The sequence below is a fragment of the Leifsonia sp. GW821-FHT13C05 genome, from assembly GCF_058806515.1.
Genome location: NZ_JBXAPT010000001.1, coordinates 852,659 through 877,554 on the forward strand (window position 1 = coordinate 852,659; position 24,896 = coordinate 877,554).

23 protein-coding genes are annotated in these 24,896 nt (G+C 69.2%); 3 read left to right on the top strand and 20 right to left on the bottom strand.

The features are described 5' to 3' along the window. Positions 1–104: 104 nt before the first annotated feature. From AC1ROC_RS04150 to AC1ROC_RS04170, 5 genes are all read right to left on the bottom strand, one after another. Positions 105–818 carry an ABC transporter ATP-binding protein gene (locus AC1ROC_RS04150; RefSeq protein ID WP_085368594.1) on the bottom strand — a complete coding sequence of 238 codons (714 nt, stop codon included), beginning with the start codon at positions 816–818 and terminating at the stop codon, positions 105–107. Beyond that, positions 805–1,713, bottom strand: coding sequence for an ABC transporter ATP-binding protein (locus AC1ROC_RS04155; protein ID WP_168689266.1), 909 nt, complete (start codon positions 1,711–1,713; stop codon positions 805–807). Before AC1ROC_RS04155 ends, AC1ROC_RS04150 begins: the two co-directional genes overlap by 14 nt. Then, positions 1,710–2,930 (bottom strand): branched-chain amino acid ABC transporter permease, encoded by a 1,221-nt coding sequence (locus AC1ROC_RS04160; RefSeq protein ID WP_085368596.1) that lies wholly within the window; start codon positions 2,928–2,930, stop codon positions 1,710–1,712. The genes AC1ROC_RS04155 and AC1ROC_RS04160 overlap by 4 nt, the downstream gene beginning before the upstream one ends. Continuing rightward, the gene (locus tag AC1ROC_RS04165; protein WP_085368597.1) at positions 2,927–3,934 is read right to left on the bottom strand and encodes a branched-chain amino acid ABC transporter permease; all 1,008 of its coding nucleotides are present in this window, start codon (positions 3,932–3,934) and stop codon (positions 2,927–2,929) included. The genes AC1ROC_RS04160 and AC1ROC_RS04165 overlap by 4 nt, the downstream gene beginning before the upstream one ends. A gap of 120 nt (positions 3,935–4,054) precedes the next feature. Next, positions 4,055–5,275: a branched-chain amino acid ABC transporter substrate-binding protein gene (locus AC1ROC_RS04170; protein ID WP_085368598.1), complete on the bottom strand. Its 1,221-nt coding sequence runs from the start codon at positions 5,273–5,275 to the stop codon at positions 4,055–4,057. Positions 5,276–5,493: 218 nt separating this feature from the next. Here AC1ROC_RS04170 and AC1ROC_RS04175 point away from each other — a divergent pair, with 218 nt between their 5' ends. Further along, a complete protein-coding gene (locus AC1ROC_RS04175; RefSeq protein WP_492998276.1) occupies positions 5,494–6,585 on the top strand; it encodes a GNAT family N-acetyltransferase in 1,092 nt (363 codons plus the stop codon). Here the strand turns inward: AC1ROC_RS04175 and mutM are convergent. From mutM to AC1ROC_RS04225, 10 genes are all read right to left on the bottom strand, one after another. Then, positions 6,582–7,505 (bottom strand): bifunctional DNA-formamidopyrimidine glycosylase/DNA-(apurinic or apyrimidinic site) lyase, encoded by a 924-nt coding sequence (gene mutM, locus AC1ROC_RS04180; protein WP_492998278.1) that lies wholly within the window; start codon positions 7,503–7,505, stop codon positions 6,582–6,584. The genes AC1ROC_RS04175 and mutM overlap by 4 nt on opposite strands. Next, positions 7,483–8,196 carry a ribonuclease III gene (gene rnc / locus AC1ROC_RS04185; RefSeq protein WP_492998279.1) on the bottom strand — a complete coding sequence of 238 codons (714 nt, stop codon included), beginning with the start codon at positions 8,194–8,196 and terminating at the stop codon, positions 7,483–7,485. The genes mutM and rnc overlap by 23 nt, the downstream gene beginning before the upstream one ends. A gap of 27 nt (positions 8,197–8,223) precedes the next feature. Continuing rightward, on the bottom strand, positions 8,224–8,427 hold the full coding sequence (gene rpmF / locus AC1ROC_RS04190; RefSeq protein ID WP_055893012.1) for a 50S ribosomal protein L32: 204 nt from the start codon (positions 8,425–8,427) through the stop codon (positions 8,224–8,226). Positions 8,428–8,429: 2 nt separating this feature from the next. After that, positions 8,430–8,990 carry a YceD family protein gene (locus AC1ROC_RS04195; RefSeq protein WP_373270201.1) on the bottom strand — a complete coding sequence of 187 codons (561 nt, stop codon included), beginning with the start codon at positions 8,988–8,990 and terminating at the stop codon, positions 8,430–8,432. An 11-nt stretch (positions 8,991–9,001) separates the two neighbouring features. Then, a complete protein-coding gene (locus tag AC1ROC_RS04200) occupies positions 9,002–11,269 on the bottom strand; it encodes a transglutaminase TgpA family protein (protein WP_492998281.1) in 2,268 nt (755 codons plus the stop codon). Beyond that, the gene (locus AC1ROC_RS04205; protein WP_492998283.1) at positions 11,262–12,575 is read right to left on the bottom strand and encodes a DUF58 domain-containing protein; all 1,314 of its coding nucleotides are present in this window, start codon (positions 12,573–12,575) and stop codon (positions 11,262–11,264) included. The genes AC1ROC_RS04200 and AC1ROC_RS04205 overlap by 8 nt, the downstream gene beginning before the upstream one ends. Before the next feature lie 3 nt (positions 12,576–12,578). Then, positions 12,579–13,685: an AAA family ATPase gene (locus AC1ROC_RS04210; RefSeq protein ID WP_085370360.1), complete on the bottom strand. Its 1,107-nt coding sequence runs from the start codon at positions 13,683–13,685 to the stop codon at positions 12,579–12,581. Further along, positions 13,682–14,164, bottom strand: coding sequence for a pantetheine-phosphate adenylyltransferase (gene coaD, locus AC1ROC_RS04215; protein WP_085370359.1), 483 nt, complete (start codon positions 14,162–14,164; stop codon positions 13,682–13,684). The genes AC1ROC_RS04210 and coaD overlap by 4 nt, the downstream gene beginning before the upstream one ends. 97 nt (positions 14,165–14,261) lie before the next feature. Next, positions 14,262–16,469 carry an ATP-dependent DNA helicase RecG gene (locus AC1ROC_RS04220; RefSeq protein ID WP_168689262.1) on the bottom strand — a complete coding sequence of 736 codons (2,208 nt, stop codon included), beginning with the start codon at positions 16,467–16,469 and terminating at the stop codon, positions 14,262–14,264. Continuing rightward, positions 16,466–17,206, bottom strand: a complete 741-nt coding sequence (locus AC1ROC_RS04225) for a hypothetical protein (protein ID WP_179150835.1) — start codon at positions 17,204–17,206, stop codon at positions 16,466–16,468. The genes AC1ROC_RS04220 and AC1ROC_RS04225 overlap by 4 nt, the downstream gene beginning before the upstream one ends. 49 nt (positions 17,207–17,255) lie before the next feature. On the opposite strand from AC1ROC_RS04225, the gene rsmD reads away from it, so the two are divergent. After that, positions 17,256–17,822 (top strand): 16S rRNA (guanine(966)-N(2))-methyltransferase RsmD, encoded by a 567-nt coding sequence (rsmD, locus tag AC1ROC_RS04230; protein WP_085370356.1) that lies wholly within the window; start codon positions 17,256–17,258, stop codon positions 17,820–17,822. Between the two features lie 42 nt (positions 17,823–17,864). Here the strand turns inward: rsmD and thiL are convergent, their stop codons facing one another. Continuing rightward, positions 17,865–18,866 (bottom strand): thiamine-phosphate kinase, encoded by a 1,002-nt coding sequence (thiL, locus tag AC1ROC_RS04235; RefSeq protein ID WP_085370354.1) that lies wholly within the window; start codon positions 18,864–18,866, stop codon positions 17,865–17,867. 24 nt (positions 18,867–18,890) lie between these two features. On the opposite strand from thiL, the gene AC1ROC_RS04240 reads away from it, so the two are divergent. Next, positions 18,891–19,421: a DUF3515 family protein gene (locus AC1ROC_RS04240; RefSeq protein WP_492998286.1), complete on the top strand. Its 531-nt coding sequence runs from the start codon at positions 18,891–18,893 to the stop codon at positions 19,419–19,421. A gap of 39 nt (positions 19,422–19,460) precedes the next feature. Here AC1ROC_RS04240 and AC1ROC_RS04245 read toward each other — a convergent pair whose 3' ends face one another. From AC1ROC_RS04245 to AC1ROC_RS04260, 4 genes are all read right to left on the bottom strand, one after another. After that, the gene (locus tag AC1ROC_RS04245; RefSeq protein WP_492998288.1) at positions 19,461–20,468 is read right to left on the bottom strand and encodes a HesA/MoeB/ThiF family protein; all 1,008 of its coding nucleotides are present in this window, start codon (positions 20,466–20,468) and stop codon (positions 19,461–19,463) included. Positions 20,469–20,575: 107 nt separating this feature from the next. Continuing rightward, positions 20,576–23,077: an FtsX-like permease family protein gene (locus AC1ROC_RS04250; protein ID WP_492998290.1), complete on the bottom strand. Its 2,502-nt coding sequence runs from the start codon at positions 23,075–23,077 to the stop codon at positions 20,576–20,578. Further along, entirely contained in the window at positions 22,998–23,777 is a 780-nt protein-coding gene (locus AC1ROC_RS04255) for an ABC transporter ATP-binding protein (RefSeq protein WP_085370348.1), read from the bottom strand. Before AC1ROC_RS04255 ends, AC1ROC_RS04250 begins: the two co-directional genes overlap by 80 nt. Further along, positions 23,774–24,712, bottom strand: coding sequence for a lysophospholipid acyltransferase family protein (locus AC1ROC_RS04260; RefSeq protein WP_085370346.1), 939 nt, complete (start codon positions 24,710–24,712; stop codon positions 23,774–23,776). Before AC1ROC_RS04260 ends, AC1ROC_RS04255 begins: the two co-directional genes overlap by 4 nt. Positions 24,713–24,896 lie beyond the last annotated feature (184 nt).

Consider the following 24,896-nt stretch of genomic DNA (forward strand, 5'->3'; position numbering starts at 1 on the left):
GACCCGTCCCCTGCTCCCCGCCACCGAACGCATCGAGTCCGAACTTATTCACGCCTGACACCGGCGTGTCGCGTGAACAAGTTCGGACTCGATGGAGGGGGAGGTCAGCCGACGCCGAGGTAGGCCTCTTTGATGGCGGGGTTGGCGAGGAGCTCCTTGCCGGTGCCGGAGTGGGTGATGGAGCCGGTTTCCAGGACGAAGCCGCGGTGGGCGCGGGCGAGGGCCTGATTGGCGTTCTGCTCGACGAGCAGGATGGTCGTGCCCTGCTTGTTGATCTCGGTGATGATCGAGAAGATCTGCTTGATGAACTGCGGGGCGAGCCCCATCGACGGCTCATCGAGCAGCAGCAACCGCGGCGCGGACATCAGGGCGCGGCCGATGGCGAGCATCTGCTGCTCGCCTCCGGACATCGTCCCTCCCACCTGCGTCTTGCGCTCGGCCAGGCGCGGGAACAGGTTGAACACGCGCTCGAAGTCCGCGTCCATCCCGCTGCGGTCCTTGCGGCCGAACGCGCCCATGTCCAGGTTCTCCAGCACCGTCATGCCGGGGAAGATGCCCCGGCCCTCCGGCGCCTGCGAGATGCCCCGGATCACCCGGATGTGCGCCTTCATCTTCGTGATGTCCTGGCCGTCGAAGGTGATCGACCCCTGCGACGGGTTCAGGATGCCCGAGATCGTCTTCATCGTGGTCGACTTGCCAGCGCCGTTCGCCCCGATGAGGCTGACGATCTCGCCCTCCTCCACCGAGAACGACATGTCGTGGATGGCCTCGATGCGCCCGTAGGAGACGCTCACGTTCTTCAGTTCAAGCAACGTCATCTTCAGGCTCCCCCAGGTAGGCGGCGATCACGCGCTGGTCGTTGCGGATCGCGAGTGGAACGTCGTCGGCGAGCTTCCTGCCGAACTCGAGCACCACGATCCTGTCGGTGACGCCCATCACCAGGCGCATGTCGTGCTCGATCAGCAGCACGGTGTACCCGTCGGCCCTGATCGTGCGGATGAGGTCCATCAGGTCCTCTTTCTCCGCGGGGTTGAAGCCGGCGGCCGGCTCGTCCAGGCAGAGCACCTTCGGGTCGGTCGCGAGAGCGCGCGCGATCTCGAGCCTCCGCTGGTAGCCGTACGGCAACTGGCGGGATGCGGTGCTCGCCAGGTCGGCGATGCCCACGAACTCGAGCAGGGCCATCCCGCGTTCGATCGCCGACTTCTCCTCACGGATGTGCCTGGGCGACCGCACCAGGGCGCCCGGCACCGAGGTGCGGTGCCTGGCGTCCAGACCGACCACCACGTTCTCGAGCGCGCTCATCTCGCCGAACAGGCGGATGTTCTGGAAGGTGCGCGCCAGGCCGAGGCGGGTGATCTGGTGCTGCTTCTGCCCCTTGATCGACTTGCCCTCCAGCAGCACGTCGCCGCTGGTCGGCTTGTACACCCCGGTCATGGCGTTGAAGCAGGTGGTCTTGCCCGCACCGTTCGGGCCGATCAGCCCGAGGATCTCGCCGCGCTTGATGTCGAAGCTCACGTCGTCAAGGGCGAGCAGGCCGCCGAACTTGACGGTGAGGTTCTTCACCTCGACGAGCTTGTCGCCCACCTCCACCGCGATGTCGCGGTCGGGGGCGGCCGCAGCCGCGACGTCGAGGTCGACGTCCAGGTCGGCGAGGGCCGCCTGGTCTGCGCCGTCCGGGAGGTCGGCGCCGGCGTTTGCGTTGGCGTCTGTCATGATGCGCCTCCGTTCGGCGTTGCTGGCGGTGTGGTCGGCGCGCTCGGCGTCCTCGGTGTGCTTCCCGTCGCCGGGGGCGCCGGCTTGCTCACCAGATACCGGTATGCGTTGCGGCCGTAGGCGAGCAGCCGCTGCTTGGCAGGCACGAGACCCTTCGCCCGGAAGATCATCAGCACCACCAGGGCGACGCCGAAGATCAGGTACTTGTAGTCGGCGATGGCGGTGAAGCGCAGCGGGATGTACGCCACGATCGCACCACCGAGCAGGGCCCCCACCTTGTTGCCCGTACCGCCGAGGACCACGGCGGCGAGGAACAGGATCGAGGTCTGCACGTCGAACTTCTGATTGTTCACGAAGCCGACCTGACCGGCGAACAGCGCTCCGGAGAGACCGCCGACCGCCGCGCCGATCGCGAACGCCCACACCTTGTACTTGAAGGTCGGGACGCCCATGATCTCTGCGGCGTCCTCGTCCTCGCGGATCGCGATCCAGGCCCGGCCGACGCGGCTGCGCTCCATGTTGCCTACCAGCAGCAGCACGATGATGATGATCGTCAGCGTCAGCCAGTACCACGGGATGCCGTTCGAGTTCGAGAAGATCGGGATGCCCTTCGCATCCTCTCCCGGCGGGTGCCCGACGTTCTGGAAGCCGACCTGACCCTTCAGCGCCGGGATGATCGTGGCCAGGATGCGCACGATCTCACCGAAGCCGAGCGTCACGATGGCGAGGTAGTCACCGCGCAGGCGCAGCGTCGGCACGCCGAGCACGACGCCGAAGATCATCGCGACCGCCATCGCCACCGGAATCGTCCAGAGGTACGGGATCTTGAGGAACGGCGAGTCCGGGCTGGTCAGCATCGCCGCGGTGTACGACCCGACCGCGAAGAACGCCACGTAGCCGAGGTCGAGCAGACCGGCGTAGCCGACCACCACGTTCAGGCCCACGGCGATCAGCGCGTACACGGCCATCGCGAAACAGGCCAGCGGCCAGTCGTTGCCCGGCTCCGTGGTCAGCGGGAAGAAGTTCAGGTACGGAAGGGCGAAGGCGAGAGCCACCACGATGAGCATCCACAGCCACTGGATCTGGCGTGGCAGCCCGTTCCAGCGGTCGCGGAAGCCCTGGAGGGGCCCGCCCCTCTTGCGCTTGGCCTCCGCAGCATCCAGTGCCTGCTCGCTGCGCGCATCCGGGAGCACCCGGGGTCCGTCTGACGTGCTCATGCTCTGCTCCTCCCCAGTGAGGTACCGAGGATTCCTGTCGGCTTGACCAGCAGCACCAGCACCAGCACCACGAAGGCGATGACGTCTGTCCACTGGGAGTCGCCCAACAGGATCTGTCCGTAGTTTCCGATCAATCCGAGCAGAAGTCCACCCAGAAGCGCTCCGCGCACGTTGCCGATGCCGCCGAGCACCGCGGCGGCGAACGCCTTGATGCCGAGCACGAAGCCGCCCGTGTATATGACACCGGATGGCACGAGCATCACGTAGAACAGGGCAGCAGCACCGGCGAGGATGCCGCCGAGCACGAACGTGATCACGATGATCCGTTCCTTGTTCACGCCCATCAGGGTCGCGGTGTCCGGGTCCTGGGCCACGGCGCGGATGCCGCGGCCAGTGCGGGTGCGCCGGATGAACATGTCGGTCAGGATCATCAGCACGACAGCGGCCACCACGATGATGATCGACTGGCTGTTGATGATGGTGCCGAACACGTCGAACACCGGGATCGGCTTGAACATCGTCACCGCAGGCTCGGCGTTCGCGCCGCGGATCACGAAGATCAGCGACTGGATGGCGAACGACGCGCCGATGGCGGTGATGAGGAACGCCAATCGTGGCGCATTGCGTCTTCGCAACGGCCGGTATGCGATCCGTTCGAGCAGGAAAGCGGTGACCGCGGACGCCACCATGCCGACGAGCAGGGCGAGGAGGAGGTCACCGATGATCGCCGCGAGCGACAGGTTCGGGATGGAGGGGCCGAAGCCCAGCGAGGTGAGGGTGATGACGACGCCGTACGCGCCGACGATGAACACCTCGGAGTGCGCGAAGTTGATCAGGTTCAGCACACCGTAGACGAGCGTGTACCCGACGGCGATGAGGCCGTAGATGGCCCCGAACGTGAGTCCGTCGAAGGTCGCGCCCCAGAAGTTCTGTATCAGGGAAGGGACATCGAAGTTGATCCAGGAGTTGTCGATGACCGGGTGGAGGACAAGGGTTTCGAGCATTCAGGCATCCAGATCGAACAGGAAGGGATCGTACGTGATCCGGTCGGAAACGGACAGGTGGGACGACGGATGCGGCGGGCGGCGCGGGAGGCCGCCCGCCGCATCCCTTTCTATGTCGCGCTATCCGATGGTTCCGATCGGGACGATCTTGCCGCCCTCGACCTTGTACCCGTAGACGGTCGGCGCCTGCAGCTCACCCGTGGAGTCCCACTTGTAGTGCTTGCTCAGCCCGTCCTTGTCGTAGGACTTCACGAAGTCCTTGAGGTCGGCACGGGTGGTCTTGCCCTGGTCGATTCCGGACAGGAGCACGGTCGCCGCGTCGTAGCCCTCGATGGAGTACGTGCCGGGCTCGGCGCTCGCGAGCGTCTTGTACGCCTTCTCGAAGTCCGGGATCAGCTCGCCCGGGATGCAGGGGCAGGTGAAGTACGCGTTGCTGGATGCGTCGCCGGCCAGCTTGATGAACTGGTCGTCCTTCACGCCGTCCGGTGCGACGAACGTTCCCTCGAAGCCCTTCGCGACCAGCTGCTGGTCGAACGGAGCACCCTCGGCGTAGTAGCCCGAGTAGTAGACCGCGTCCGGCTTGGCGTTGATGATCTTCGAGACGACGGCCGAGAAGTCCTTCTGGCCGGTGGTCACCTTGTCGGTTCCGACGAGCGCGTCGCCGAGAGCCTTCGAGGTGGTGGTCGCGAGGCCGATGCCGTAGTCGGAGTCGTCCTGGACCAGGTACACCTTCTTGGCTTCCAGCTTGCCCGTGAGGAACTTCGCGGCGGCAGGACCCTGCACCGCGTCGTTGCCGAGGCCACGGAAGAAGGTCGTCCAACCGTTCTTCGTCAGGTCGGGGTTGGTCGCGGACGGGGTGATGTGCACCAGCCCCTGCTGCTCGAAGATGTTGCCGGTCGCCTTGGACTCACCCGAGAACGGGAGGCCGATGACGCCGACGATGTCCGCCTCGTTGACGGCCTGCGTGACGGGGCCGGTGGCCTTGTTCGGGTCGCCCTCCGTGTCGAACTTCTTGAAGCCGACCTGGCAGCCCTTGTTGGCCTCGTTGTGCTGGTTGATCGCCAGCTGGATGCCGTTGTAGATGTTGATACCGAGCTGGGCGTTCGGGCCCGTCTCCGCTCCGACATAGCCGATGGTCAGCCCAGCGGCACAGGTCGCCTTTCCGTCACCGGCAGGGAGGACGGCGTCCTTCGGGGTGTCGATCGAGGTGATGGCCGGAATGTTGACCTTCGAACTCGAGTTTGTCGATCCACCCGTGGACGCCTGATTGGCGCACCCCGCCAGGAACAGCGCGGCTGACGCTGCAACAGCCGCACCGATGATGACTTTCTTTCGTAGCATCTCTTGCCTCTCGACGTGAAATTCGTAACGAAGCGGCGTGGTTGCCTCTTCGCACCACGAATATGTGTGTCGAGAGTACATGCATTGCAACTAATCGCAACGCACTTTCTTACGGAGATTTACACGATCGAAACCAAATCGGCTCGCCCTGTTCACGGCGACGAGGCCGGGTTAGGCTCGGGACCACTCGGTTCGCGCAACCGGCGAGGAGGCGATGGATGCTCGGTGACGGCCACGTCACGATCGTGCGGATTCCCCTGCCGGAGCGTCTCGGCACTCCCGAATCCGCGGCCTTCGAAGAGCTGGTGTCCGTGATGAACGGGATCGCCGTCTCGCTCTGGGGGAACGACGATTTCGTGTACACCGCCGAGGCGGAGCTGGCGTCGTTCCGCGCGCAGGAGTTCCACGAGAAGCTGCTCTTCGCCGCGGTGCTCGACGGCGCCGTCGTCGGGCGTGTCGTCGCCGACTTCCCTCTGGAGGAGGACGCGGTGACGGCCACGCTGCTCGTCGACGTCGCCCCCGCCGTGCGCGGCCGCGGGATCGGGGCGCTCCTGCTGGCGAAGGGCGCGGAGCTGGCGGCGGACGGCGGGAGGACGGCGGTGTCCGCGTACACCGAGCATCCGGCTGCCACGATCCGGCCGGGCGGCGACGTCGTGCGCGCCTCCGCGGGAAGCAGCGGGCTGCCGGCGGACTCCCCCGACGTGCGCTTCGCCCTCTCCCACGGCTACCGGCTCGGCCAGATCGAACGGTCGAGCGAGCTGACGCTTCCGCTCGACCCCGGCCGCGCCGCCGCCCTGCTGGCGGACGCCGTCGACCACTCGCGCGACTACCGCACGATCAGCTGGTGGCGGCACGCCCCGGACGAGCAGGCCTCCGCCTTCTCCGCTCTCAAAGAACGGATGACGGTCGACGTGCCGCACTCCGGGATCGCCCTCGACGACGAAGCCTGGACCCCGGAGCGGGTCCGCCGCCACGAGGACGAGCTAATCGAGCGCGGAGAGCCGCTGCTCGTCACGGTGGCCCAGCACATCCCGAGCGGCGAGTTGGCCGCGTACACGGAGATCGCGGTGCCGGACGACGGAGACAAGGCGGAGCAGTACGACACGCTGGTGGCCGCCGCGCACCGCGGGAAGCGGCTCGGCACGCTGGTGAAACTCGAGAACCTGCGCAGGCTGGCCGACCTGGCCCCGCGCATCCACCGGCTGCTCACCTGGAACGCCGACGAGAACGCGCCGATGCTCGCGGTCAACGACGCCTTCGGCTTCCGCCCGCACGCCCTCACCGGCAACTGGCAGAAGACGCTGCGCTAGCGGGCCCGCGCGGGGCGCAGGCGCTGGCAGCGGGGGCAGAAGTGGGAGGAGCGGTTCATGAACTGCTCGCGCACGATCGGCGTGCCGCAGCGCGGGCACGGCTTGCCCTGCTGGCCGTATGCGTTGAGGCTGTGCGAGAAGTAGCCGGAGGCGCCGTTGACGTTGACGTACTGGGCGTCGAAGCTGGTGCCGCCCTCCGCCAGCGCCTTCTGCAGCACCAGGCGCACCTCCGCCAGCAGCCCCCGGATGCGCGCCCGCGAGAGCGAGGACGCCGGCTGCGCGTAGTGCAGCTTCGCCGCCCAGAGGGCCTCGTCCGCGTAGATGTTGCCGATGCCGCTGATCAGGGTCTGGTCGAGCAGCGCGCGCTTGATGCCGGTGTTCTTGCGGGACAGGGCGGCGGCGAACGCCGCATCGGAGAAGGCGGGGTCGAGCGGGTCGCGGGCGATGTGCGCCACCTGCGACGGCACGAGCGGCTCGTCCGTGCCGAGGCCGCCCGGCGCGCCGTCCGCGGTGGGGACGAGCGCATCCACCGCCATCGAGCCGAAGATGCGCTGATCGACGAAGTGCACCCACAGCTCGCCGTACCCGGGCTGCTCGATGTGCATCCGGATACGCAGCAGCCCGTTCTCGACGGCGCCGGGCTCCCGCAGGAGGATCTGCCCGCTCATGCCCAGGTGCGCGACGATCGCCGAGCGCGGCTCAGAAGCCGAAGCCGCAGCGAGCGGGATCCACAAGAACTTGCCGCGCCGCGCCGGGGTCTCCATCACCCGCCCGGTGAGCAGCGCGTCGAACGCACCGGCGACCGGGTCGTGGCGTTTCAGAGACCGCGGCTCGAAGACTTCGACGCCGAGGATGGTCGCTCCGGTGACGGCGGGCGCCAGGCCCGCCCGGACGACCTCAACCTCGGGAAGCTCTGGCACGTCGCTGCGTGAGGGTGGTCCAGGCGCTGAGCGCCGCGGCCATCTCGGCCTGCTTCTTACTCGTGCCGTCGCCGCTCGCCGTGACGAGGCTGCCGACGGCGACCGTGGCGTGGAAGGTCTTGGAGTGGTCCGGCCCGCTGTTGGTCACCGTGTAGACCGGGATGCCGGCGCCGCGGTGGGCTGCCGCCTCCTGCAGGCTGGTCTTGGGGTCCATCGCCGCGCCGAAGCGGGCGGGGTCGTCGAGCAGCGGCTCGATCAGGCGCAGCACGAGAGCCGTCGCCGCCTCGCCACCCGCGTGCAGGTATGCGGCGCCGATGATCGCCTCGACCGTGTCGGCCAGGATGGAGGCCTTCTCGCGGCCACCGCTCTGGTTCTCGCCGCGGCCGAGCAGCAGGTACTCGCCGAGACCGATGCTGCGCGCCACCTCGGCGAGGGCGACGGAGCTGACGAGGCTGGCGCGCCGCTTCGCGAGGTCGCCCTCGTCGAGCTGCGGGTTCTCCACGAACAGCTTGACCGTCACGGCCTGCCCGAGGATCGAGTCCCCGAGGAACTCGAGACGCTCGTTGTTCGGGATGCCGCCGTGCTCGTACGCGTACGAGCGGTGCGTCAGCGCAAGCTCGAGAAGCTCGGGGCCGATATCGACTCCGAGCTTCTCGATGAGTTCTGTACGCGCGACCGATTCCTCGGTCATCGCACGACTCCGTCCGTCATACGACGATCAGACGTCGGCGACCTTGCGGCCCTTGTACTCCATGAACAGGGCGGTGCCTGCGGAGTCCTCGACGACCTTGGCGCGGTGCGGCAGGCTGTACGTGACCTTGCCGCCCTCGACGGTCTTGACGAGCGTGGGGACCTCGGCCTTCCACTGCGAACGACGGGCGTGCGTGTTGGCGCGTGACTTCTTCCGCTTCGGAACAGCCATGGTTATCTCTCTTCTCTGTTACTGCTGCTGGTGGATTCAGTGGTGTCGGAAGCCTGGAAGGCCGCGAGCGCAGACCATCGAGGATCGACAATCGCTGTGGCTTCGCGGTCCGGCACATCCGCCAGCCGCTCCCCTGACTCGGGGTCGAGTCCTGGGCAGTCTGGCCGGCACACCGGCTGAAACGGCAGTGACAGCACTACCGCGTCCCTGATCAGAGGTTCAAGATCCACGTGGTCGTCGTGAACCTCAAAATCAAAAGCTTCGTCAGAAGAATACGCGAAAAGTTCCTGGATATCGACTTTGACAGGCTGCTCGATGTCGATGAGGCAGCGTCCGCAGACCCCGACCGCCGTCGATTCGGCCTCGGCGGTCACCAGAATGCCCTCGTGCATCGACTCGAGCCGGAGGTCGAGGTCGATGGTCGAGCCCTCGGGGACGCTCACCAGCCCTTCGCCCATCTTCTCCGCGACCGGCAGCTGGATGCGCTGCTCGCGCATCTCGCCTGGGCGGTGGATGATGTCGTACACATTGACGGTGTACGGCGTGGTTCTGAACTTGGTCACGAGCGACTATTTTACGCGGGTCTTCCCTGGTTAGGGGCCGGAGACCACGCGGCTGGGATGAGAGACACAGGAATGAGCGCCGCCTTGAGCCGCAGCGCTGCCCCGGCCTGCGCCTCCAGGGCGCCAAGAACGCGCGTCAGATCGTCGCCGAGGCCCACGGCGGTCGCCCGGGTGGGCGGCCCGTACGCATCCCGTTCCCTGACGGCCAGCAGCCTGCGCACAGCGTCCTCCCCCGGCGTTCCGGCCACGGCGGACGCCACCCGCACGGCGAAGGCGCGCGGGGTCTCGGTCGCCGGGACGATCCAGCCCAGATCCCTCGCCGTGTCCCGCAGCTCGTCCCAGGCCGTGGATGCGCCTCTCCACTGGTCGGTCAGCCTCCTCAGCCTGTTCCTGCGTCTCACCCTGCGCAGCACGGCCGGGGTGAGCAGCAGCGCCACGATGAGGAGTGCGACGCCGACGCCCGAGATCACCGGCTGCAGGGTGGACGGCGCCGTGGCCCCCGTCGGGCTGCCGAGGTTCGCCGGGTCGGTCGGCACGATCGCCTTGGAGCCGGCCGTCGAGGTCGAGGTGGAGCCGGGCACGACGGCGGTCGGCGTGCTGTCCGGCCGGGTGTAGCTCGGGATGGTGCCGCGGCCGACGGTCGGCTCGAAGGCCACCCAGCCCACACCGGCGAAGTACAGCTCCGGCCAGGCGTGCAGGTCGTCGCTGGTCACCGTGTACTGGCCGGGGTTGTTGGCCGTTCCTCCGCTGGTCGCGCCGGGCAGGTAGCCCTCCGCGACCCTCGACGGGATGCCGAGCGCCCGGGACATCAGCGCCATCGCGGACGCGAAGTGCACGCAGTATCCGCTCTTGACCTGCAGGAACTTGGCGATCACGCGCCCGCCGTCTCCGTCGAAGCCCTGCTTGAGCGGGGTCTGCGTCGAATACGTGAAGCCGTTGTCGCGGAAGTAGTCCTGCAACGCGACCGCCTTGTCGTACTCGGACACCGCGCCCTTCGTGGCGGAGATGGCGGTGCTGGCGATGATCGACGGCAGATCCGGAGGGAGGAACAGGTCGCGCTCGACCGAGGCCGGCACGAATCCGCCCGCCGCCTGCAGCTGGTCGGCCGTCGGCTGCAGCACGAGGCTGGTCGCCGTGTACTTCTGGCCCTGCGTCGTGGTGTTGATCGCGCCGACGGTGAGGTCGTCGGGATCCCACGACCAGGTGCCGCTCAGCCCGGAGACGCCCTGCACCGGATACGGCACGGGCAGCCAGCGGCTCTGCATGTTGTCGATCTCGACCTTCGTGGTGATCTTGGTGGTCGCGACCGTGTCGGAGAGGCCGAACACCGGCCCGATCGTGTTGCCGCTCGGCAGCCGTTTGGTGTCGCGCTCCCTGTGCTTCCAGACCGACCCGGTGAACTGGTCGAGCGACGCCAGCTTGAGGTACTGCCCGGACGACGCCGTCGTCGTGTACGTGAGGGCTCGCACCGCCGCCGGTCTGCGCAGATCCTTGCCGAGGTCGATCAGCGGCGTCACCGTGCCGCCGATCGAGATGCCGCCCGCGGTGAACGAGGTCGCGCCGCCCCTGTCGAAGCCCGGAGCCGTGCCGCCCAGGATGAGCGCGACCACCACCGCGGCCGCCGAGATCGAGAGGGAGGCCGTCGGCCGCGGCGTCCCCGGCCGCCTGGTGCGCACGTCGCAGCGCAGCAGCCAGAGGAACGCGGCGGCGGACGCCGCGAGCGCGAACGGGTCGAGCCCGTCTCCGAGCAGCGCGCCGGGTACCACGAGCACGATGCCCACCCCGAGCGCGGTGAACGCGGGCACCCGGAACGCGATGGCGAGGGTGTCGAGCAGGATGGCGAGGACGCATCCGCCGCCGACCACCAGGAACATGAACTCCGGCAGGCTCTCCGCCGGGGTGCCCTGCTGGTAGATCGACAGCATGGCCTGGTCGATGAAGTCGCCCCACGCCGCGAAGGTGCGCGGCGTCGGGAGGATGCCGAGCAGGCCGGTTCCCCTGCCGAAGGCCACGGTCATCACCACCGCCGCCTCGGCCAGCAGCAGGAGCGGCACGATGCGCCGGTGAACGCCGGCCGTGCGCAGCGCCGCTCCGGTGACCAGGAGCAGGGCGGCAGAGAACACCAGAGCGAACCACCAGCCCGCGCCCTGGATGAGGCCGACCAGCGCGAAGCTGACGGCGACCACCTGGATGAGCAGCGCCGTCGTCAGCCGCCAGTACCCCTGCCGTCGCTCCCGCACCAGCGGCACGGCGCCGGCGAACGCCTGCTCGCTAGCCACGGTTCACCGCCGCCCTGCGCCGCCCGAGGGCACGTTGCCAGCTGTCGGCCGGGTCGTCCCCTCCCGAGAACGGCACGCAGAGCCATCCGGCATCCGCCAGTACGTCTTCGACCTCCTGCGGCGCGGACGCCCCGATGAACGCGACGGCCGGGTCGCACATCGAGCGGACGGCGGCCAGCGCCCCGAGCTCGTTGAGGGAGCCGCCGAGGAGCACGGCGAACACCGGGACGGCGCGGCCGGAGCGACGGAGCCCGGCCGCGAGTTCGGCGACGGCGTCGTCGCGGGGCACGTCGCTCGGTTCGATGCCGGCCAGGTCGGCGAGCAGCAGCCGGTCGGCGCTTCCGACGTCGTAGGTCGGCGTCGCTGCTCCCAGCGTGCCGGTCCTGCCCGCCCCGCTCCTGCCGGAGAGCTGGCGCGGCCCCGTCTCGACGACGCTGACCACGAAGCCCTCGTCGAGGAGGTGGACGCCGATCGAGGCGACCAGCTCCACCAGGGTCTCGAACTCCGCATCCGGTGCCGAGACGTCCCTGGTGTCCGCGATCAGCCACGCCTCCGGATTGCTGCGGCGCTCCTCCTGCCGCACCATGAGCTTGTCGTGGCGTGCCGTCGCTCGCCAGTGCACGCGGCGCAGCGGGTCTCCCGGCCGGTACTCACGCGCGATCAGCTCGTCGGCGCTCGGGATGCTGTGGCGCAGCAGCTCGTGCTCCGTGCCTTCGCTGCGTGCCACATCCAGGTCGCCGCCCGGCAGGGCCGTCACCCGCGGGGTGACGACGAACTGTTTCGGCTGCCCGAGGGCGTACTCGGCGTACGCCAGCCCGAACGGGTCTGTGCGGCTGACGATGAGCGGGCCGACCGGATGCGATCCCCGGTGCTTCGCGCGCACCTCCTGCCGCAAGACGATGGTGTCCCTGCCGTGGCTCACGTTCTGCTGGTGGGCGCCGAGCCGCGGGAACGGGGCCTGGCCCTGCACCCCGACCGCCGGAGGGGCGGACTCGCGCCAGTTCGCGGCCGGGCTCGGCCGGGGGGACTCGTTGCGGGCCGTCGTCACGACGGTCGCGGTCTCCCCCGCCGCCACGATGTCCGGGTGGAAGCTGCGGGACACGGTCAGTCTCGGGCGGTCGACGGTCACCGAGATCATCGCCGCCAGCGGCAGGACGGTGAGGAACACGCCGACGAACAGCACGTCGGTGCGCCCGAGCGCGACCGAGGCGACGAGCGCGACGACACCGACGGCGAACAGCGCCCAGCCGCGTACGGTCGGCCGGGGTTTTCTGACCGGCGACGACGTTCGGGCGCGCCGCGGCATGGCTCAGCCCGCCTGCCCTGCCCTGGTCGGGCGGTTCGCACCGTCCGGACGGCCGGAACCCCCCGCTGCCCCGATCGCGCCGGAGCCGACGGGCACGGGGGTCGCCGCGACGATCCTGCGGACGATGTCCGCGATGACCGGCGCGCTCTCGTGGTGGTGGCCGAGCGCGCGGCTGGTCGGGAGCAGCCGGTGCCCGAGCACGGGGACGGCGAGCGTGTCGATATCGTCGGGGAGCACGAAGTCGCGGCCGTCGAGCGCCGCCATCGCCTTCGCGGCCCGCACGAGCTGCAGCGTGGCCCTGGGGCTGCCGCCGAGGCGCAGGTCCCTGTCCTCCCTGGTGGCGCGCACGATGTCGACCGCGTACTGCTTGACCGGTGTGGAGGCGAACACGCTGCGGGCGGTGGTCATCATGGCCCGCAGCTCGTCCGAGGTGACGACCGGCCCGATCCGGGAGAGCGGGCTGGAGGTGTCCCTGGTGGTGAGCATGGCGAGCTCGGAGGCGTCGTCCGGGTATCCCATCGCGATGCGCGCCATGAACCGGTCGCGTTGCGCCTCCGGGAGCGCGTACGTGCCCTCCATCTCGACCGGGTTCTGCGTGGCGACGACGATGAACGGCGCGCTCAGCGGATAGGTGGAGCCGTCGACCGTGACCTGCCGCTCCTCCATGCACTCGAGCAGTGCCGACTGGGTCTTGGGGCTCGCGCGGTTGATCTCGTCGCCGATGACGATGTTCGCGAACACCGCTCCCGGCTTGAACTCGAACCGCCGCTCCGCCTGGTTGTAGACGGACACGCCGGTGACATCGCTCGGCAGCAGGTCCGGCGTGAACTGGATGCGGCTCACCGTACAGTCGACCGACTTCGCCAGCGACTTCGCGAGCATCGTCTTCCCGACGCCCGGCACATCCTCGATCAGCAGATGCCCTTCGGCGAGCAGCACGGTGAGCGCGGTCTGGACGGCGTCGTGCTTGCCGTCGATGACCGACTCGACGTTGGCGGTGATCTGGGCCGCGGCGCGCCTCAGCTCATCGAGGTCCATCCCGGTGGCGTGGTCCGTCTCATCGGGGGCGACCGACGATTCGGTCGGCTGGCGCGTCGCGTAACTGTTCATGTCTCCTGCAAATACTCGTAGACGGCGGTGGGGACGTATGGACTCACGTCGCCCCCGAGCGCGGAGACCTGGCGCACGAGGGAGCTGGAGACGTGGGCGTTGGCTGGATTGGGCAGGATGAACACGGTCTCGACCGCTGCGAGGTGGCGGTTGACGATGGCCATCGGGGTCTCGTACGCCACGTCCACCTGCGACCGGATGCCCTTGACGAGCACATGCGCCCCGACATCGGTGCAGTAGTCGACCAGCAGGCCGACACTCCAGGATGCGACGACGATGTTCCCGGGGATCCCGGCGTCCGCGATCGAGCGCTCGATCAGGGCGACCCGCTGAGCGATGGGCAGGAGGGCGCTCTTGTCCGGGTTGTGCACGACGAGCACGTGGACCTCGTCGAACAGGCCTGCGGCACGTTCGATGACGTCGAGATGCCCGAGGGTGACCGGGTCGAACGATCCAGGGACAACGGCGATCCTGTTCATAGACCTTCAGACTATCCCGCTGTACCCGGCATTTCGTTGTGAATCCGTTACCAAAATATGGCCGTGGCGCCACCCCCTTCCAGGGGTCACCGAGCGGTCAGGATTTACCGAGGAAGGCCCGTTCGCTCTCGTCCAGTCGCCGTGCGAGCGCGGCGGCCAATGCGGGATGCGCGGAGAGCCCTCCGTCGTCGTCCAGCGTCTCCTGCGCGGCCGTCCTCGCCTCCGCGATCAGTTCCCCGTCGGAGACCACGCGCAGCAGCCGCAGCGACGACCGGCCGCCGGACTGCCTGCTGCCGAGCACGTCGCCCTCGCGGCGCAGCTCCAGGTCGATGTTCGCCAGCTCGAAGCCGTCGAGCGTCGCGGCCACCGCCTCGACCCGCTCCCTGGCGAGCGTCTCCTGCTCGGCGGAGGTGACCATCAGACAGAGCCCTGGCACCCCGCCGCGGCCGACGCGGCCGCGCAGCTGGTGCAGCTGCGAGACGCCGAACCTGTCCGCGTCGAGGATGACCATCGCCGACGCGTTCGGAACATCCACCCCGACCTCGATCACGGTGGTGGCGACGATCAGGTCGAGGTCGCCTGCGGCGAACGCGCGCATGATCTCGTCCTTGGCGTCGCTGCTGAGCTTGCCGTGCAGCATCCCGATGCGCGCATCCCGGAACAGCGGGTCGGCGCGCACCCGCGCCGTGACGGATTCGACGTTGGCGATCGGGCGTACGGGGGCGCCGTCCTCGTCCTGCTCCGCCTCTTCCCCGTCGTCCTCCCTGTCTTTGCCGGTGATCGCCGGGCAGACCACGAAGACCTGTCTGCCCTTCGCGATCTCCTCCGCCGCGCGCTCCCAGATGCGCCGCTCCCAGCCCGGCCGGTCGGCCAGCGGCACCACGAAGCTCTCGATGCCCTGGCGGCCGGCGGGCAGCTGGGCGATGGTCGACACGTCCAGGTCGCCGAACACCGTCATCGCGACCGTGCGCGGGATGGGCGTCGCCGTGAGCACGAGGACGTGCGGAGGGGTGCCGCCCTTCGCCCGCAGCGCCTCGCGCTGCTCCACGCCGAACCGGTGCTGCTCGTCCACCACCACGAGCCCCAGGTCGAAGAACGTCACGGCGTCGCCGAGCAGCGCGTGCGTGCCGACCACGATGCGGGCCTGGCCGGACACCGTGCGCAGCAGCGCCTTCTTGCGCTCGGCGGTGGACAGCTGCCCGGTGAGCAGGGTCGGCATCAGGTCGGCGGAGAGGTCCGGCCCGAGCATCTTCACGATCGAGCGCAGATGCTGTCCGGCGAGCACCTCGGTCGGCGCGAGCAGCGCGGCCTGGCCGCCGGAGTCCGCGACGGCGAGCATCGCCCGCAGCGCCACCAGGGTCTTGCCGGAGCCGACCTCGCCCTGCACCAGCCGGTGCATCGGGGCGGTGTCCGCCAGGTCGCGCGCGATCTCTGCCCCGACCGTTGCCTGGTCGGCGGTGAGCTCGAACGGGAGCACGGCATCCAGCCTGTCGAGGAAGCCGCCCGTCTTCGCCGTGCGCGGGGTCGCGGCGATCGCCCGGGAGGCCGCGCGCTGCTGCAGCAGGGCGGCCTGCAGCACGAACGCCTCGTGGAACCGCAGCGTGTCGCGCGCCCGCTGCCACTGCGCGTCCTTCTCCGGACGGTGCATGTACTCGTACGCGGTCCGCAGGGCGAGCAGGCCGCGCTCGGCCACGATCCGCTGCGGCACCGGGTCCGGAACGTCGGTCAGCGCATCCAGGGCGAGCGCGACGGCCTTCTGCACCTGCCAGCTGGCAACCGTGCCGGTCGCCGGGTAGATCGGGATGGGGGTCTGCGCCCAGTTCTTCGCGGCGGCGCTGCCGGGGACGACGGCGTTCTCCGCATCCGGCTCGAACAGTTCGTAGTCCGGATGCGCCAGCTGCAGGGCGCCGCGGTAGTCGGACACCTTGCCGGCGAAGATGCCGCGGACACCGGGGACGAGCTCTTTCGCCCGCCACGCCTGGTTGAAGAAGGTGAGGGTCAGGATGCCCTCTCCGTCGGTGATCTTCACCTCGAGGATGGAGCCGCGGCGGGCGCGCATCGGGCGCTCCTGCACCCGGATGACCTCGGCCACGATGGTCACGTTCTCGTCCAGTGGCAGGTTCGCCAGCGCCGTCAGCTCGCCGCGCTTGGCGTAGCGGCGCGGATAGTGGCTCAGCAGGTCGGAGACGGTGCGCATCCCGAACGCCTTCTCGAACGCGGAAGACGTGCGCCCGCCGAGGACCCCGCTCAGCCGGGAGTCGAGACTGATCGCACCATCGACGGCCGGTGCGGAAACGGAACTCATGGTTCGATCGTATGCGCCGCGTCCGTCAGTGCCGCCAGTTCGGCCGCGACGGCCTCGTCCTCCGGCTGCTCGGCGGCGAGCCGCTGCTGGATGCGCCTGGCCTCCTGGATGCGCCCGAGCTCACGCAGGCAGCGTGCGACGGTCCACGCCGCCGCGAAGCGCTGCTCCGGCGTGCCGTAGCGCTCTGCCGCCTCCTCCGCCGCCTCGAACTCGGCGAGCGCCGACACCGGGGTGCCCTCCTCGAACAGCCGCCAGCCGCGGTTGTTGTGCAGGGCGACCGCCCAGCGCAGTGTGCGCGGGTCGTGGCTGGATGCGAGGTCGGAGAGTCCCTCCGCGGTCCAGTGCTCCGAGCGCTCCGGATCGGAGATGGCGAGCATGTGGGCCGCATCGACGGCGAGGAAGGTCTCTCCCTGGCGCCGGGCAGCACTGAGGGCCTCCTCGAACAGCGCGGTGGCCTCCGCGGTTCGTCCCGCGGAGTTGCGGAGTCGTCCGCGTTCGAGCAGCACGCGCACGGCGAGCGTGTCCGTGGCGGGGATCAGCAGGTCGAGCAGGGCGTCCGCCTCGTCGAAGCGGCGCAGCAGCCCGAGCGCGCGGGCGCGCTGGGTCTCGAGCTCTGCCCTGACCAGTTCGGGCCGGTCGGGCTCTGCCGCCGCTGCGGCGAACCGGTCGGCAGAGGCGACAGGGTCGTCGAAGTTCCAGATGGCGTCGAGTTCTGCCTGTTCCAGGCGATCTACCATCCCTCCATCTTGGCCGCCCTGCCGTCGCTGACGCTAGGCTCGAATTGCCATGACACGTATCGTCGCCGGATTCGCCGGCTCGCTCAGCCTGCAGGTGCCGAAGAGCGGAACCCGCCCGACGAGCGACAGGGTGCGCGAGGCGATCTTCTCCGCGCTCGACGCGCGCGACGCCGTGCACGGCGCCCGGGTGCTCGACCTGTACGCCGGATCGGGCGCGCTCGGCCTGGAGGCCGCGAGCAGAGGCGCGACGCACGTCACGCTGGTGGAGAGGAACGCGGACGCCGCCCAGGTCTGCCGCAGGAACGCGCAGTCGGTCGCGAAGGCCGCGCCGCGTTATGCGGTCCCCGTCATCGAGGTGCGCGGCGCGGCCGTGCAGAGCTACCTCGCCGGGGCCGGCTCGACCTACGACCTCGTGTTCATCGACCCTCCATACGAGGTGGACGACGCCGAGCTGCTCGCCGTGCTCACCGCTCTCGTGCCGCGCCTCGCCCCGCACGCCACGGTGTGCGTCGAGCGCAGCACCCGCACGCCGGAGCCGACCATGCCGGACGGCCTCGTGATCGAGCGCCGCAAGGACTACGGCGACACGGCGCTGTACTGGCTCGAACGCGACTGACGCTACAGACGCCGGTCGTGACCGACCTCGATCTCGCGCCGCTCAGCCCGCGTTGCCGTCCCAGCCCTCGTACGGGTCCCAGCCGCCGCGCGCGTCGAACGGCCGGCCGCCCACCAGCAGGCCGTCGCCCTCCCGCACCGTGCCGATCGCGCGGAAACCGCCCGGCAGCTCCGTCCCGGCCGGGAACGTCGCGAGGAGCCCGTGGTCCTCTCCCCCGGTGAGCGCGGCCTGCACATCGCCGCCGAGCGCTGCAGGGTCGATGTCGAGCGCCACGCCGCTCGCCAGTGCGACTCTGCGGGCGTCGAGCGCCAGCCCGTCGCTCAGGTCGAGCATGGCGGTGGCGCCCGCGACGGCGGCGAGCGGCCCATCCTGGATCGGCGGCTCCGGACGCAGCTGGGCGGCCACCGCATCCGGATGCTCGCGCAGCACCTCATCGAAGCGCGCCCTGTCCGGCTCCCCCGTCTCGTCGACCGCCCGCTCGAACAAGAGGCGCAGCCCGGTCCCTGCACGCCCGAGCGCTCCGGACACCGCCAGCACGTCGCCGGCGCGCGCTCCGCTGCGCAGCACGGGGTCCCGGCCCTCCAGGTCGCCGAACGCGGTCACGGCGATGGTGAACGTGTCCGAGGCGGACAGATCCCCGCCGACCACGCCGCATCCGGGGGCGAGGGAAGCGCAGGCGTCGCGGAACCCGTCGGCGACGCGTTCCAGGTCGTGGACGGGCGTTGCGGACGGCGCGGCGATGGCGACGACCATCGCGGTGGGCACGGCCCCCATCGCCGCTACGTCGGAGAGGTTGGTCGCCGCGGCCTTCCAGCCGAGGTCGTACGGCGTCGACCAGGCCAGCCGGAAGTCCGGGCCGTGCACCATCATGTCCGTCGTCACCACGTACCGGCCGTCCGGAGCCGCGATCACGGCGGCGTCGTCGCCGGGCCCGACGATGGTGGCCGCGGACTCCGGCAGCCGGGGGAAGATCCGCTTCAGAGTCTCCACCTCGGACACCTCGCCGATGGTCGCTCCCGCGGTTCCGCTCCCAGACATCGTCATGCATCAAACGGTAGCCTGAAACCGATGTCCACCCGTCACCGCGCCCAGCGTCGCACAGCAGCCATTCTCACCATCGTCCTCGGCGCAGGCATCGCCCTCGCCGGGTGCGCGCCGATCGTCTCGCTCCAGCCGGCGGCCGACGCCAACGATCCTGGATGCGCGGAGGTCAGCGTCCGCCTGCCCGACAGCGTGGGCGGCAAGGCAGAGCGTCAGACCGACGCCCAGGCGACCGGCGCGTGGGGCGACCCGACCGCGGTGCTGCTGCGCTGCGGCGTGCCGCCGATCGGCCCGACCACCAAGCCGTGCGTCTCGGTGAACGGCGTCGACTGGGTGCTGATGACCGAACCGGATGCGAAGACAATCGTCTACCAGACGTTCGGCCGCACCCCGGCCACGGAGGTCGTCATCGACCACGTCGCCGGCGTCTCGGACGCGTCGGTGCTCCCCGAGTTCGCCAGCGCCATCCAGACCATCAAGCAGACCAGCAAGTGCCTGTCGACGCTCGACACGTCGCTCACCCCGGCGCCGACACCGACCCCGACGCCGACGCGCTAGACGGCGGCTCTCGGCTGAGCGCAGTCTGCCCGTCGGCGGTCAGCCGTCGGCGTGGATGCACCTCGCACAATCGACGGCGGGCTCGACGCGGCGAATGCGCCAGTCCAGACTCATGATGTCCAGTTCCCGGACGTGGTCGGCGAGACCGAGCGGGAGGCCGAGCAGCACCCGCAACGCCTCCCAGGCCGTCAGGTTCCCCACCAGACCGGACACCGGCGCGATGCTCCCGCCAGCGTCGCTCCTCCCCTTGAGCGTCGTCATCGAGAGCCGACGGTGGTCGTCTCGTGTCGCGTCCCGGATACAGCTCCAGCAGACTGTCTTGCCCGGCACGACCGTCACGCCCGGAGAACCGAGGTTTCCGCCGTACGCTCCGCCGACGATGTGAGGGATGCCGGACACCTGCGCGCACTCGGCGACGATGTCGGACAGTGCGAACGGATCGGGCTCGTCTCCGCAGCTGACGACGAGGTCGGCGCCATCGACGAGGTCGGCGAGATCGGACGTCGACTCGACCGACCGCCGGTGCCCAGACACCACGATGCCATCGGTGATGTCGCCGAGGCGATCGCGCGCGGCGTCGATCTTCGCTGTACCGACCTGCACGGTCGAATACAGCGGCTGTCGGTTGAGGTTCGACAGCTCGACGACATCGGGGTCCACGATGTCGAGCCGACCGACCCCGGCCATCGCCAACGACTGGAGCACCCACGATCCGACACCACCGATACCGACGATGACCACCCTCGCATCGCCGAGTCTGTCCTGCAGGGCTCGCGGCGATGCGGGGAGCTGCGGGAAGGTCGCGATCATCTCCTCGAAAAGCAGTCCCTGGCGGGAGTGGCGGGCATCGCCCGCCCACCGCTCACCACGGCTGAGGAGTCGCTCGTCTCTCAGCACGTCGAGACATGCATCGACCGCGTTCGCGCTGTCGGGGAATTCCGCGACGGCTGTCCGAAGCTCGGCGATGGAACGCGTGCCGTCGATCAGCGGGATCAGCGCGATGACCGCATCCGTTGCCTGGAACTCCTTGACGCGCAGATCGCTCACTGAGATGAACTGAACCGTCTGGTCACGACGGAAGGCGAGGACGCTGCTCCGGAGCCGAGGGTGACTGTGCGATTCATCCATGACAACCTCCTGCATCTGTCGACGACCTACTGCGCGGCCAGAGCGACGACGGGGTCGACCGCACTCGCCCTTCTGGCCGGGCCGATCGAGGCCGTCACGAGGAAGACGACGGTGACCACAGCGATCGCCAGCCTGGCGCCCGGCTCGAACGCCGGGGCAAGACTCACCCCGAGAGAACCCGCGATGACCTTGGTCAAGAGCACACCTGCGAGCTGACCGAGGCAGAGACCGATGGCAAGAGAGGCGAGCGACACACCGATCGCGTCCCACAGCACGAGCCCGGCGACCCCGCGCCGTGTCGCCCCGACAGCGCGAAGGGCACCGAACTCGGCCTGCCTCTGATAGACGGAGAAGGCCATGACACCGGCGATTCCGATGGACCCGAGGCCGAAGGCGATGAGGACGACCGCGAAGGCGGACGCCGAATACGCACCGAGTTCGCTGGTCGCCCGCTCCCGCATCGCGGCCGCCGTGATGACCGTGAGCCCAGGGACGTCGCGGAGCTCGTCCGCGACCGCATCCCGTACCTCCACGGGATGGGCACCCTCGGCGACCGAGGCGTTCCAGCCCGTCTGACCTGACATCCCCAGTGCTCGGGCGATCGGGAGCGGAACGACCACCTGCGTCCCCGTGACCAGCGAATCGAACGTCCCGACGACAGCCAGGCGTTCGGACGCCGTTCCTCGCGTCAGTGTGACTTCGGAACCGACGCCGGCACCGCTGGATGCCGCCAGCGCAGCAGGCAGGACGATCCCGCCCGACTTCTCCAGGGCGGCCGGCGTGGTGTGGTCGTCTCCGGCGCTCCACGGGAGCTGCGCCGTCTGGAAATAGGTGGCCGGATCCACTCCGAGCACGCTGACCGCCGCGGTCTCGCCGTCCGGGCCGGAGAAGGTCGCCCGGTCGGCGATGGTGCCGGAGACGATTCGCACGCCGCTGACGCCCGCGATCCTCTCCGTCGCCTGCGCATCCAGGGGTACCGTCGACGTGACCTGCACGTCGGCCCCGAACTGGCGGGAGATCTGCACAGACATCGCCGTGCTGATTGCCGAGACCCCGATCACAAGCGCGAGGCCGAGACACGCGATGGAGGCGGTCATCGCCGAGATCATGCCCAATGGGTTCGTCCGTTGCAGGCGTCGCGCGGACGCGCGCGCCGACCAGGTCGGCAGCCGGGGCATCCTGGCCAGCAGACGTAGAGCGACCGGCGCCAGGAGCATGGATGCGGCGATCAGGCCCACGAGCGAGGCGATGGTGAGCGCGTCGAGATCGACGAACAGCGTCGCCACCGTCGGTGCCAGCACCGCGACCACGACAAGGAATCGACTCCAGCCGGTCAGGCGGCGGCCACGATCCTGCGTGATCGTGGAGATCGGCGGGCGGCGCACCACCGACACGATTGACCTGCACGCCCCGGCCAGACCGGCAATGAGTCCTGTCGCGAACGCGATCGCGACCTGCCAGGGACGCACCTCCATCGGTGGAATCGGCAAGCCGTTGCTGGAGGTCAGGAGCAGGTTGAGCACCGCGCTCACTCCGAACCCCGCACCGATTCCGACGATGGAGCACACCACGCTGAGCATGGTCGCCTCAGCAAGCACGCGTCTCCCAAGCCACGCGCCCGAAGCGCCGACGGTGCGCATGACCGCGTATGTGCTGTCCCGTGCACGGATGGCTGCTCCGAGCGCGACGGCGATCAGGATCGCGGCAACGCCCATCGTCACGGCGGACGCCAGCACGAGGACCAGCGTGATCGTCGACAGAAGGGGTCCGAAAGCAGACGTGACGGCCGAGGTGTCCTGGAGCACCAGCCCGGGCGGGAGCTTCGCCGCGTTCGTCGCTTTCCAGTCGTCGGCAGAGCCAGAGAACGTGAGGTCCACTCTCGTGACCTGCGCCGGGAGGTCGAAGATATCCTGGGCCGTCGGCAGGCTGACGAAGATGTTCTCGTAGGCGAGCACTCCGAGGCTTCGGGGGTCGGCGATCCCGACCACCTCCAGGGCGCGCCGTCCTGTCGTGGCCGCGAGCGCGATGTCGTCTCCGACCGTGACGCCGAGGCGCTCCGCAATATCCGACGGGAGCAGTACTTCTTCGCTTCCCTCCCGTGGGAGCCTGCCCTGGGAGGCGAGCCGGCTGATCGCCTCGTTGAGATCGGTCGAATATCCCGTGACTGTCAGATCGCTGCGCGACCCCCTCGCTCCCTCGACGGACGACCCCCGGCTGAGCGTGGTGACCGCCAGTCCGACTCCTGGCAGCTCCGCGACGGCGGCGGCGTCCTCTTCAGGGATGGCCGCCCCCGGCGTGCTCGACACGATTCCGGCTTGCCCGATTCCGCCGAGCGCGTCGACGCCCGCCGAGAGGGTCGCTCCGACGGACAAGGAGGTGAGGAGGGTACCGAAGAGCAGCGCAACGCCTGCCGTCAGCGCCGACGCTGCGACTGCGTACCGGCGCCCCTCAGCGAAGAGCTGACGCAAGCCACGAGCGAACATGTTCACCCCGCTCGACGTCGGAACGGCCGGCAGTGGCCCTGTCATGGCTCAGCTCGTCGACGATGACGCCGTCTCTGAGCGCGATGACACGATCGGCGAACCCCGCCGCCCGCAGGTCGTGGGTCACCAGGACGCCGCAGCGGACCTCGGAGGCATCGAGTCCGGTACGAAGGAGATTCAGGATGATGTCGCTGTTCTTCGTGTCGAGGTTTCCTGTCGGCTCGTCGGCGAGGAGGACGTCCGGTCGTCCGAAGATCGCCCGGCCGAACGCGACCCGCTGACGCTGCCCTCCGGAGAGCAGGTTCGGCATGCGCTCGGCGTGGTCGACGAGATCGAGTTCCGCGAGCACATCGAGCGCGCGCGGGAACCACTCCGCCCGCTTCGCGTTCGCGACGATCGCCGTGAGCGCCACGTTCTCAACGACGGTCATGGTGGGGACGAGGTGGAACGACTGGAACACGAAGCCGACATGGTCGCGGCGGAACACCGTCCTCTGCCGTTCGGTCTGCGCCGTCACGTCACGTCCAGCGAACGAGATCGTTCCGCTCGTCGCAGTGTCGAGGCCGCCGATGAGCTGGAGAAGCGTGGACTTGCCCGACCCGGATGGGCCGACGATGGCAACGAGTTCGCGTTCATGGACCGTGAGGTCCACTCCGCGGAGCGCCGCGATCTCGTTTCCGCCGGAGTCCGTATACACCCGGGTGAGCCCCCGCACGGCGAGAATCTCCTGCGCACCTGCGATCACGACGCCACCGCCGGACGTTCCGGCTGCATCCGATCGAACTCGTACCACATCTCCCACTCGCCGAATTCGCCATCGAGCAGCGTCGACTCGATGACCGTCCACAGCCTGGCGAGCGCGCTCGCGTCGTCCGTGCTCGTCCGAGGTGCGGGAATCGGCTCGTGATACTCGAGTTGGTAGTGCCCGTCGGCGGAGGAGCGCAGAGTGATGGGCACCATGGGCGCCCCCGCTGCGCGGCTGATGAGAACGGGTCCGAGCGGAGCGTTCACCGTTGTTCCGAGGAAAGGCACCCGCCGATGGTGTTTGTCCACCCCGCGAGGGTCCAGCTCCGGGAAGAGGGAGAAGGCCCGACCGGACCGGAGAACGGCCAGGGCTCGCCGGAAGGTGGACTCGGATCCCAGCTGATGCGCGTCGATGTCGAGTGAGGGGAAGGCGAACCGGTGGAGCGCGTCGAAGTTCATCCGGTTGAACACGAGGCTGACCGGCATATGGTGCGCCATCAACGGACCGATCGGATAGGACGGACCGACGTGGAGCGGAAGCGCCAGCACGCCGTGACCAAGGCTCTGGGCACGGCGGAGATTGTCCAGGCCCGTAACCGTCACGACCCGATCGAAGAGGGCGTCCGGCTCATTCAGCCAGAGACAGAGGAACGTCGAGTCGAATTGCAGCCGCGGCCCGTAGACGGAGAAACGCCGCGCCTGTTCCGCCTTGTCGAGGCTGTCGAGAGCCGGCGCCTGATCCATGAACGCCACCGTGCGCTCGTAGATGGCGTCCGGGTGTTCCGCAGGAGGGACGTCCTCCAGGTAGGAAGCCTGGGCGTAGTCCGAGAGCTCGGACATCAATGCCCACGCCCGTTCGGGTCCGGCTGCCTTCAGCGAAGCGAAGAGAGCCGGATGGTCCGGAAGCTCGAAGATGTTGAAAAGCGGCATGGCCATGCTGGCGGGATCCCTTCATCGACGCCGATTGTCAGAGAGCGGGCGGCGTGAGTGCGGCGGCGATCACCGCCGCACTCAGACGAGTCAGCTGCACATGCACTGGCTGCCACAGGCGAGCGTCGCTCCGGCCTGCAGGTCGATGTCCTTGACCTTCTCCACGGGAATCACCTCCTCACTGAATCGA

Excerpts from the sequence above, each read along its gene's own strand:
- AC1ROC_RS04150 (WP_085368594.1), bottom strand. The coding sequence starts at position 818 with ATGACGTTGCTTGAACTGAAGAACGTGAGCGTCTCCTACGGGCGCATC.
- AC1ROC_RS04155 (WP_168689266.1), bottom strand. The coding sequence starts at position 1,713 with ATGACAGACGCCAACGCAAACGCCGGCGCCGACCTCCCGGACGGCGCA.
- AC1ROC_RS04160 (WP_085368596.1), bottom strand. The coding sequence starts at position 2,930 with ATGAGCACGTCAGACGGACCCCGGGTGCTCCCGGATGCGCGCAGCGAG.
- AC1ROC_RS04165 (WP_085368597.1), bottom strand. The coding sequence starts at position 3,934 with ATGCTCGAAACCCTTGTCCTCCACCCGGTCATCGACAACTCCTGGATC.
- AC1ROC_RS04170 (WP_085368598.1), bottom strand. The coding sequence starts at position 5,275 with ATGCTACGAAAGAAAGTCATCATCGGTGCGGCTGTTGCAGCGTCAGCC.
- AC1ROC_RS04175 (WP_492998276.1), top strand. The coding sequence starts at position 5,494 with ATGCTCGGTGACGGCCACGTCACGATCGTGCGGATTCCCCTGCCGGAG.
- rnc (WP_492998279.1), bottom strand. The coding sequence starts at position 8,196 with ATGACCGAGGAATCGGTCGCGCGTACAGAACTCATCGAGAAGCTCGGA.
- rpmF (WP_055893012.1), bottom strand. The coding sequence starts at position 8,427 with ATGGCTGTTCCGAAGCGGAAGAAGTCACGCGCCAACACGCACGCCCGT.
- AC1ROC_RS04205 (WP_492998283.1), bottom strand. The coding sequence starts at position 12,575 with ATGCCGCGGCGCGCCCGAACGTCGTCGCCGGTCAGAAAACCCCGGCCG.
- AC1ROC_RS04210 (WP_085370360.1), bottom strand. The coding sequence starts at position 13,685 with ATGAACAGTTACGCGACGCGCCAGCCGACCGAATCGTCGGTCGCCCCC.
- coaD (WP_085370359.1), bottom strand. The coding sequence starts at position 14,164 with ATGAACAGGATCGCCGTTGTCCCTGGATCGTTCGACCCGGTCACCCTC.
- AC1ROC_RS04220 (WP_168689262.1), bottom strand. The coding sequence starts at position 16,469 with ATGAGTTCCGTTTCCGCACCGGCCGTCGATGGTGCGATCAGTCTCGAC.
- AC1ROC_RS04225 (WP_179150835.1), bottom strand. The coding sequence starts at position 17,206 with ATGGTAGATCGCCTGGAACAGGCAGAACTCGACGCCATCTGGAACTTC.
- rsmD (WP_085370356.1), top strand. The coding sequence starts at position 17,256 with ATGACACGTATCGTCGCCGGATTCGCCGGCTCGCTCAGCCTGCAGGTG.
- thiL (WP_085370354.1), bottom strand. The coding sequence starts at position 18,866 with ATGACGATGTCTGGGAGCGGAACCGCGGGAGCGACCATCGGCGAGGTG.
- AC1ROC_RS04240 (WP_492998286.1), top strand. The coding sequence starts at position 18,891 with ATGTCCACCCGTCACCGCGCCCAGCGTCGCACAGCAGCCATTCTCACC.
- AC1ROC_RS04250 (WP_492998290.1), bottom strand. The coding sequence starts at position 23,077 with ATGACAGGGCCACTGCCGGCCGTTCCGACGTCGAGCGGGGTGAACATG.
- AC1ROC_RS04260 (WP_085370346.1), bottom strand. The coding sequence starts at position 24,712 with ATGGCCATGCCGCTTTTCAACATCTTCGAGCTTCCGGACCATCCGGCT.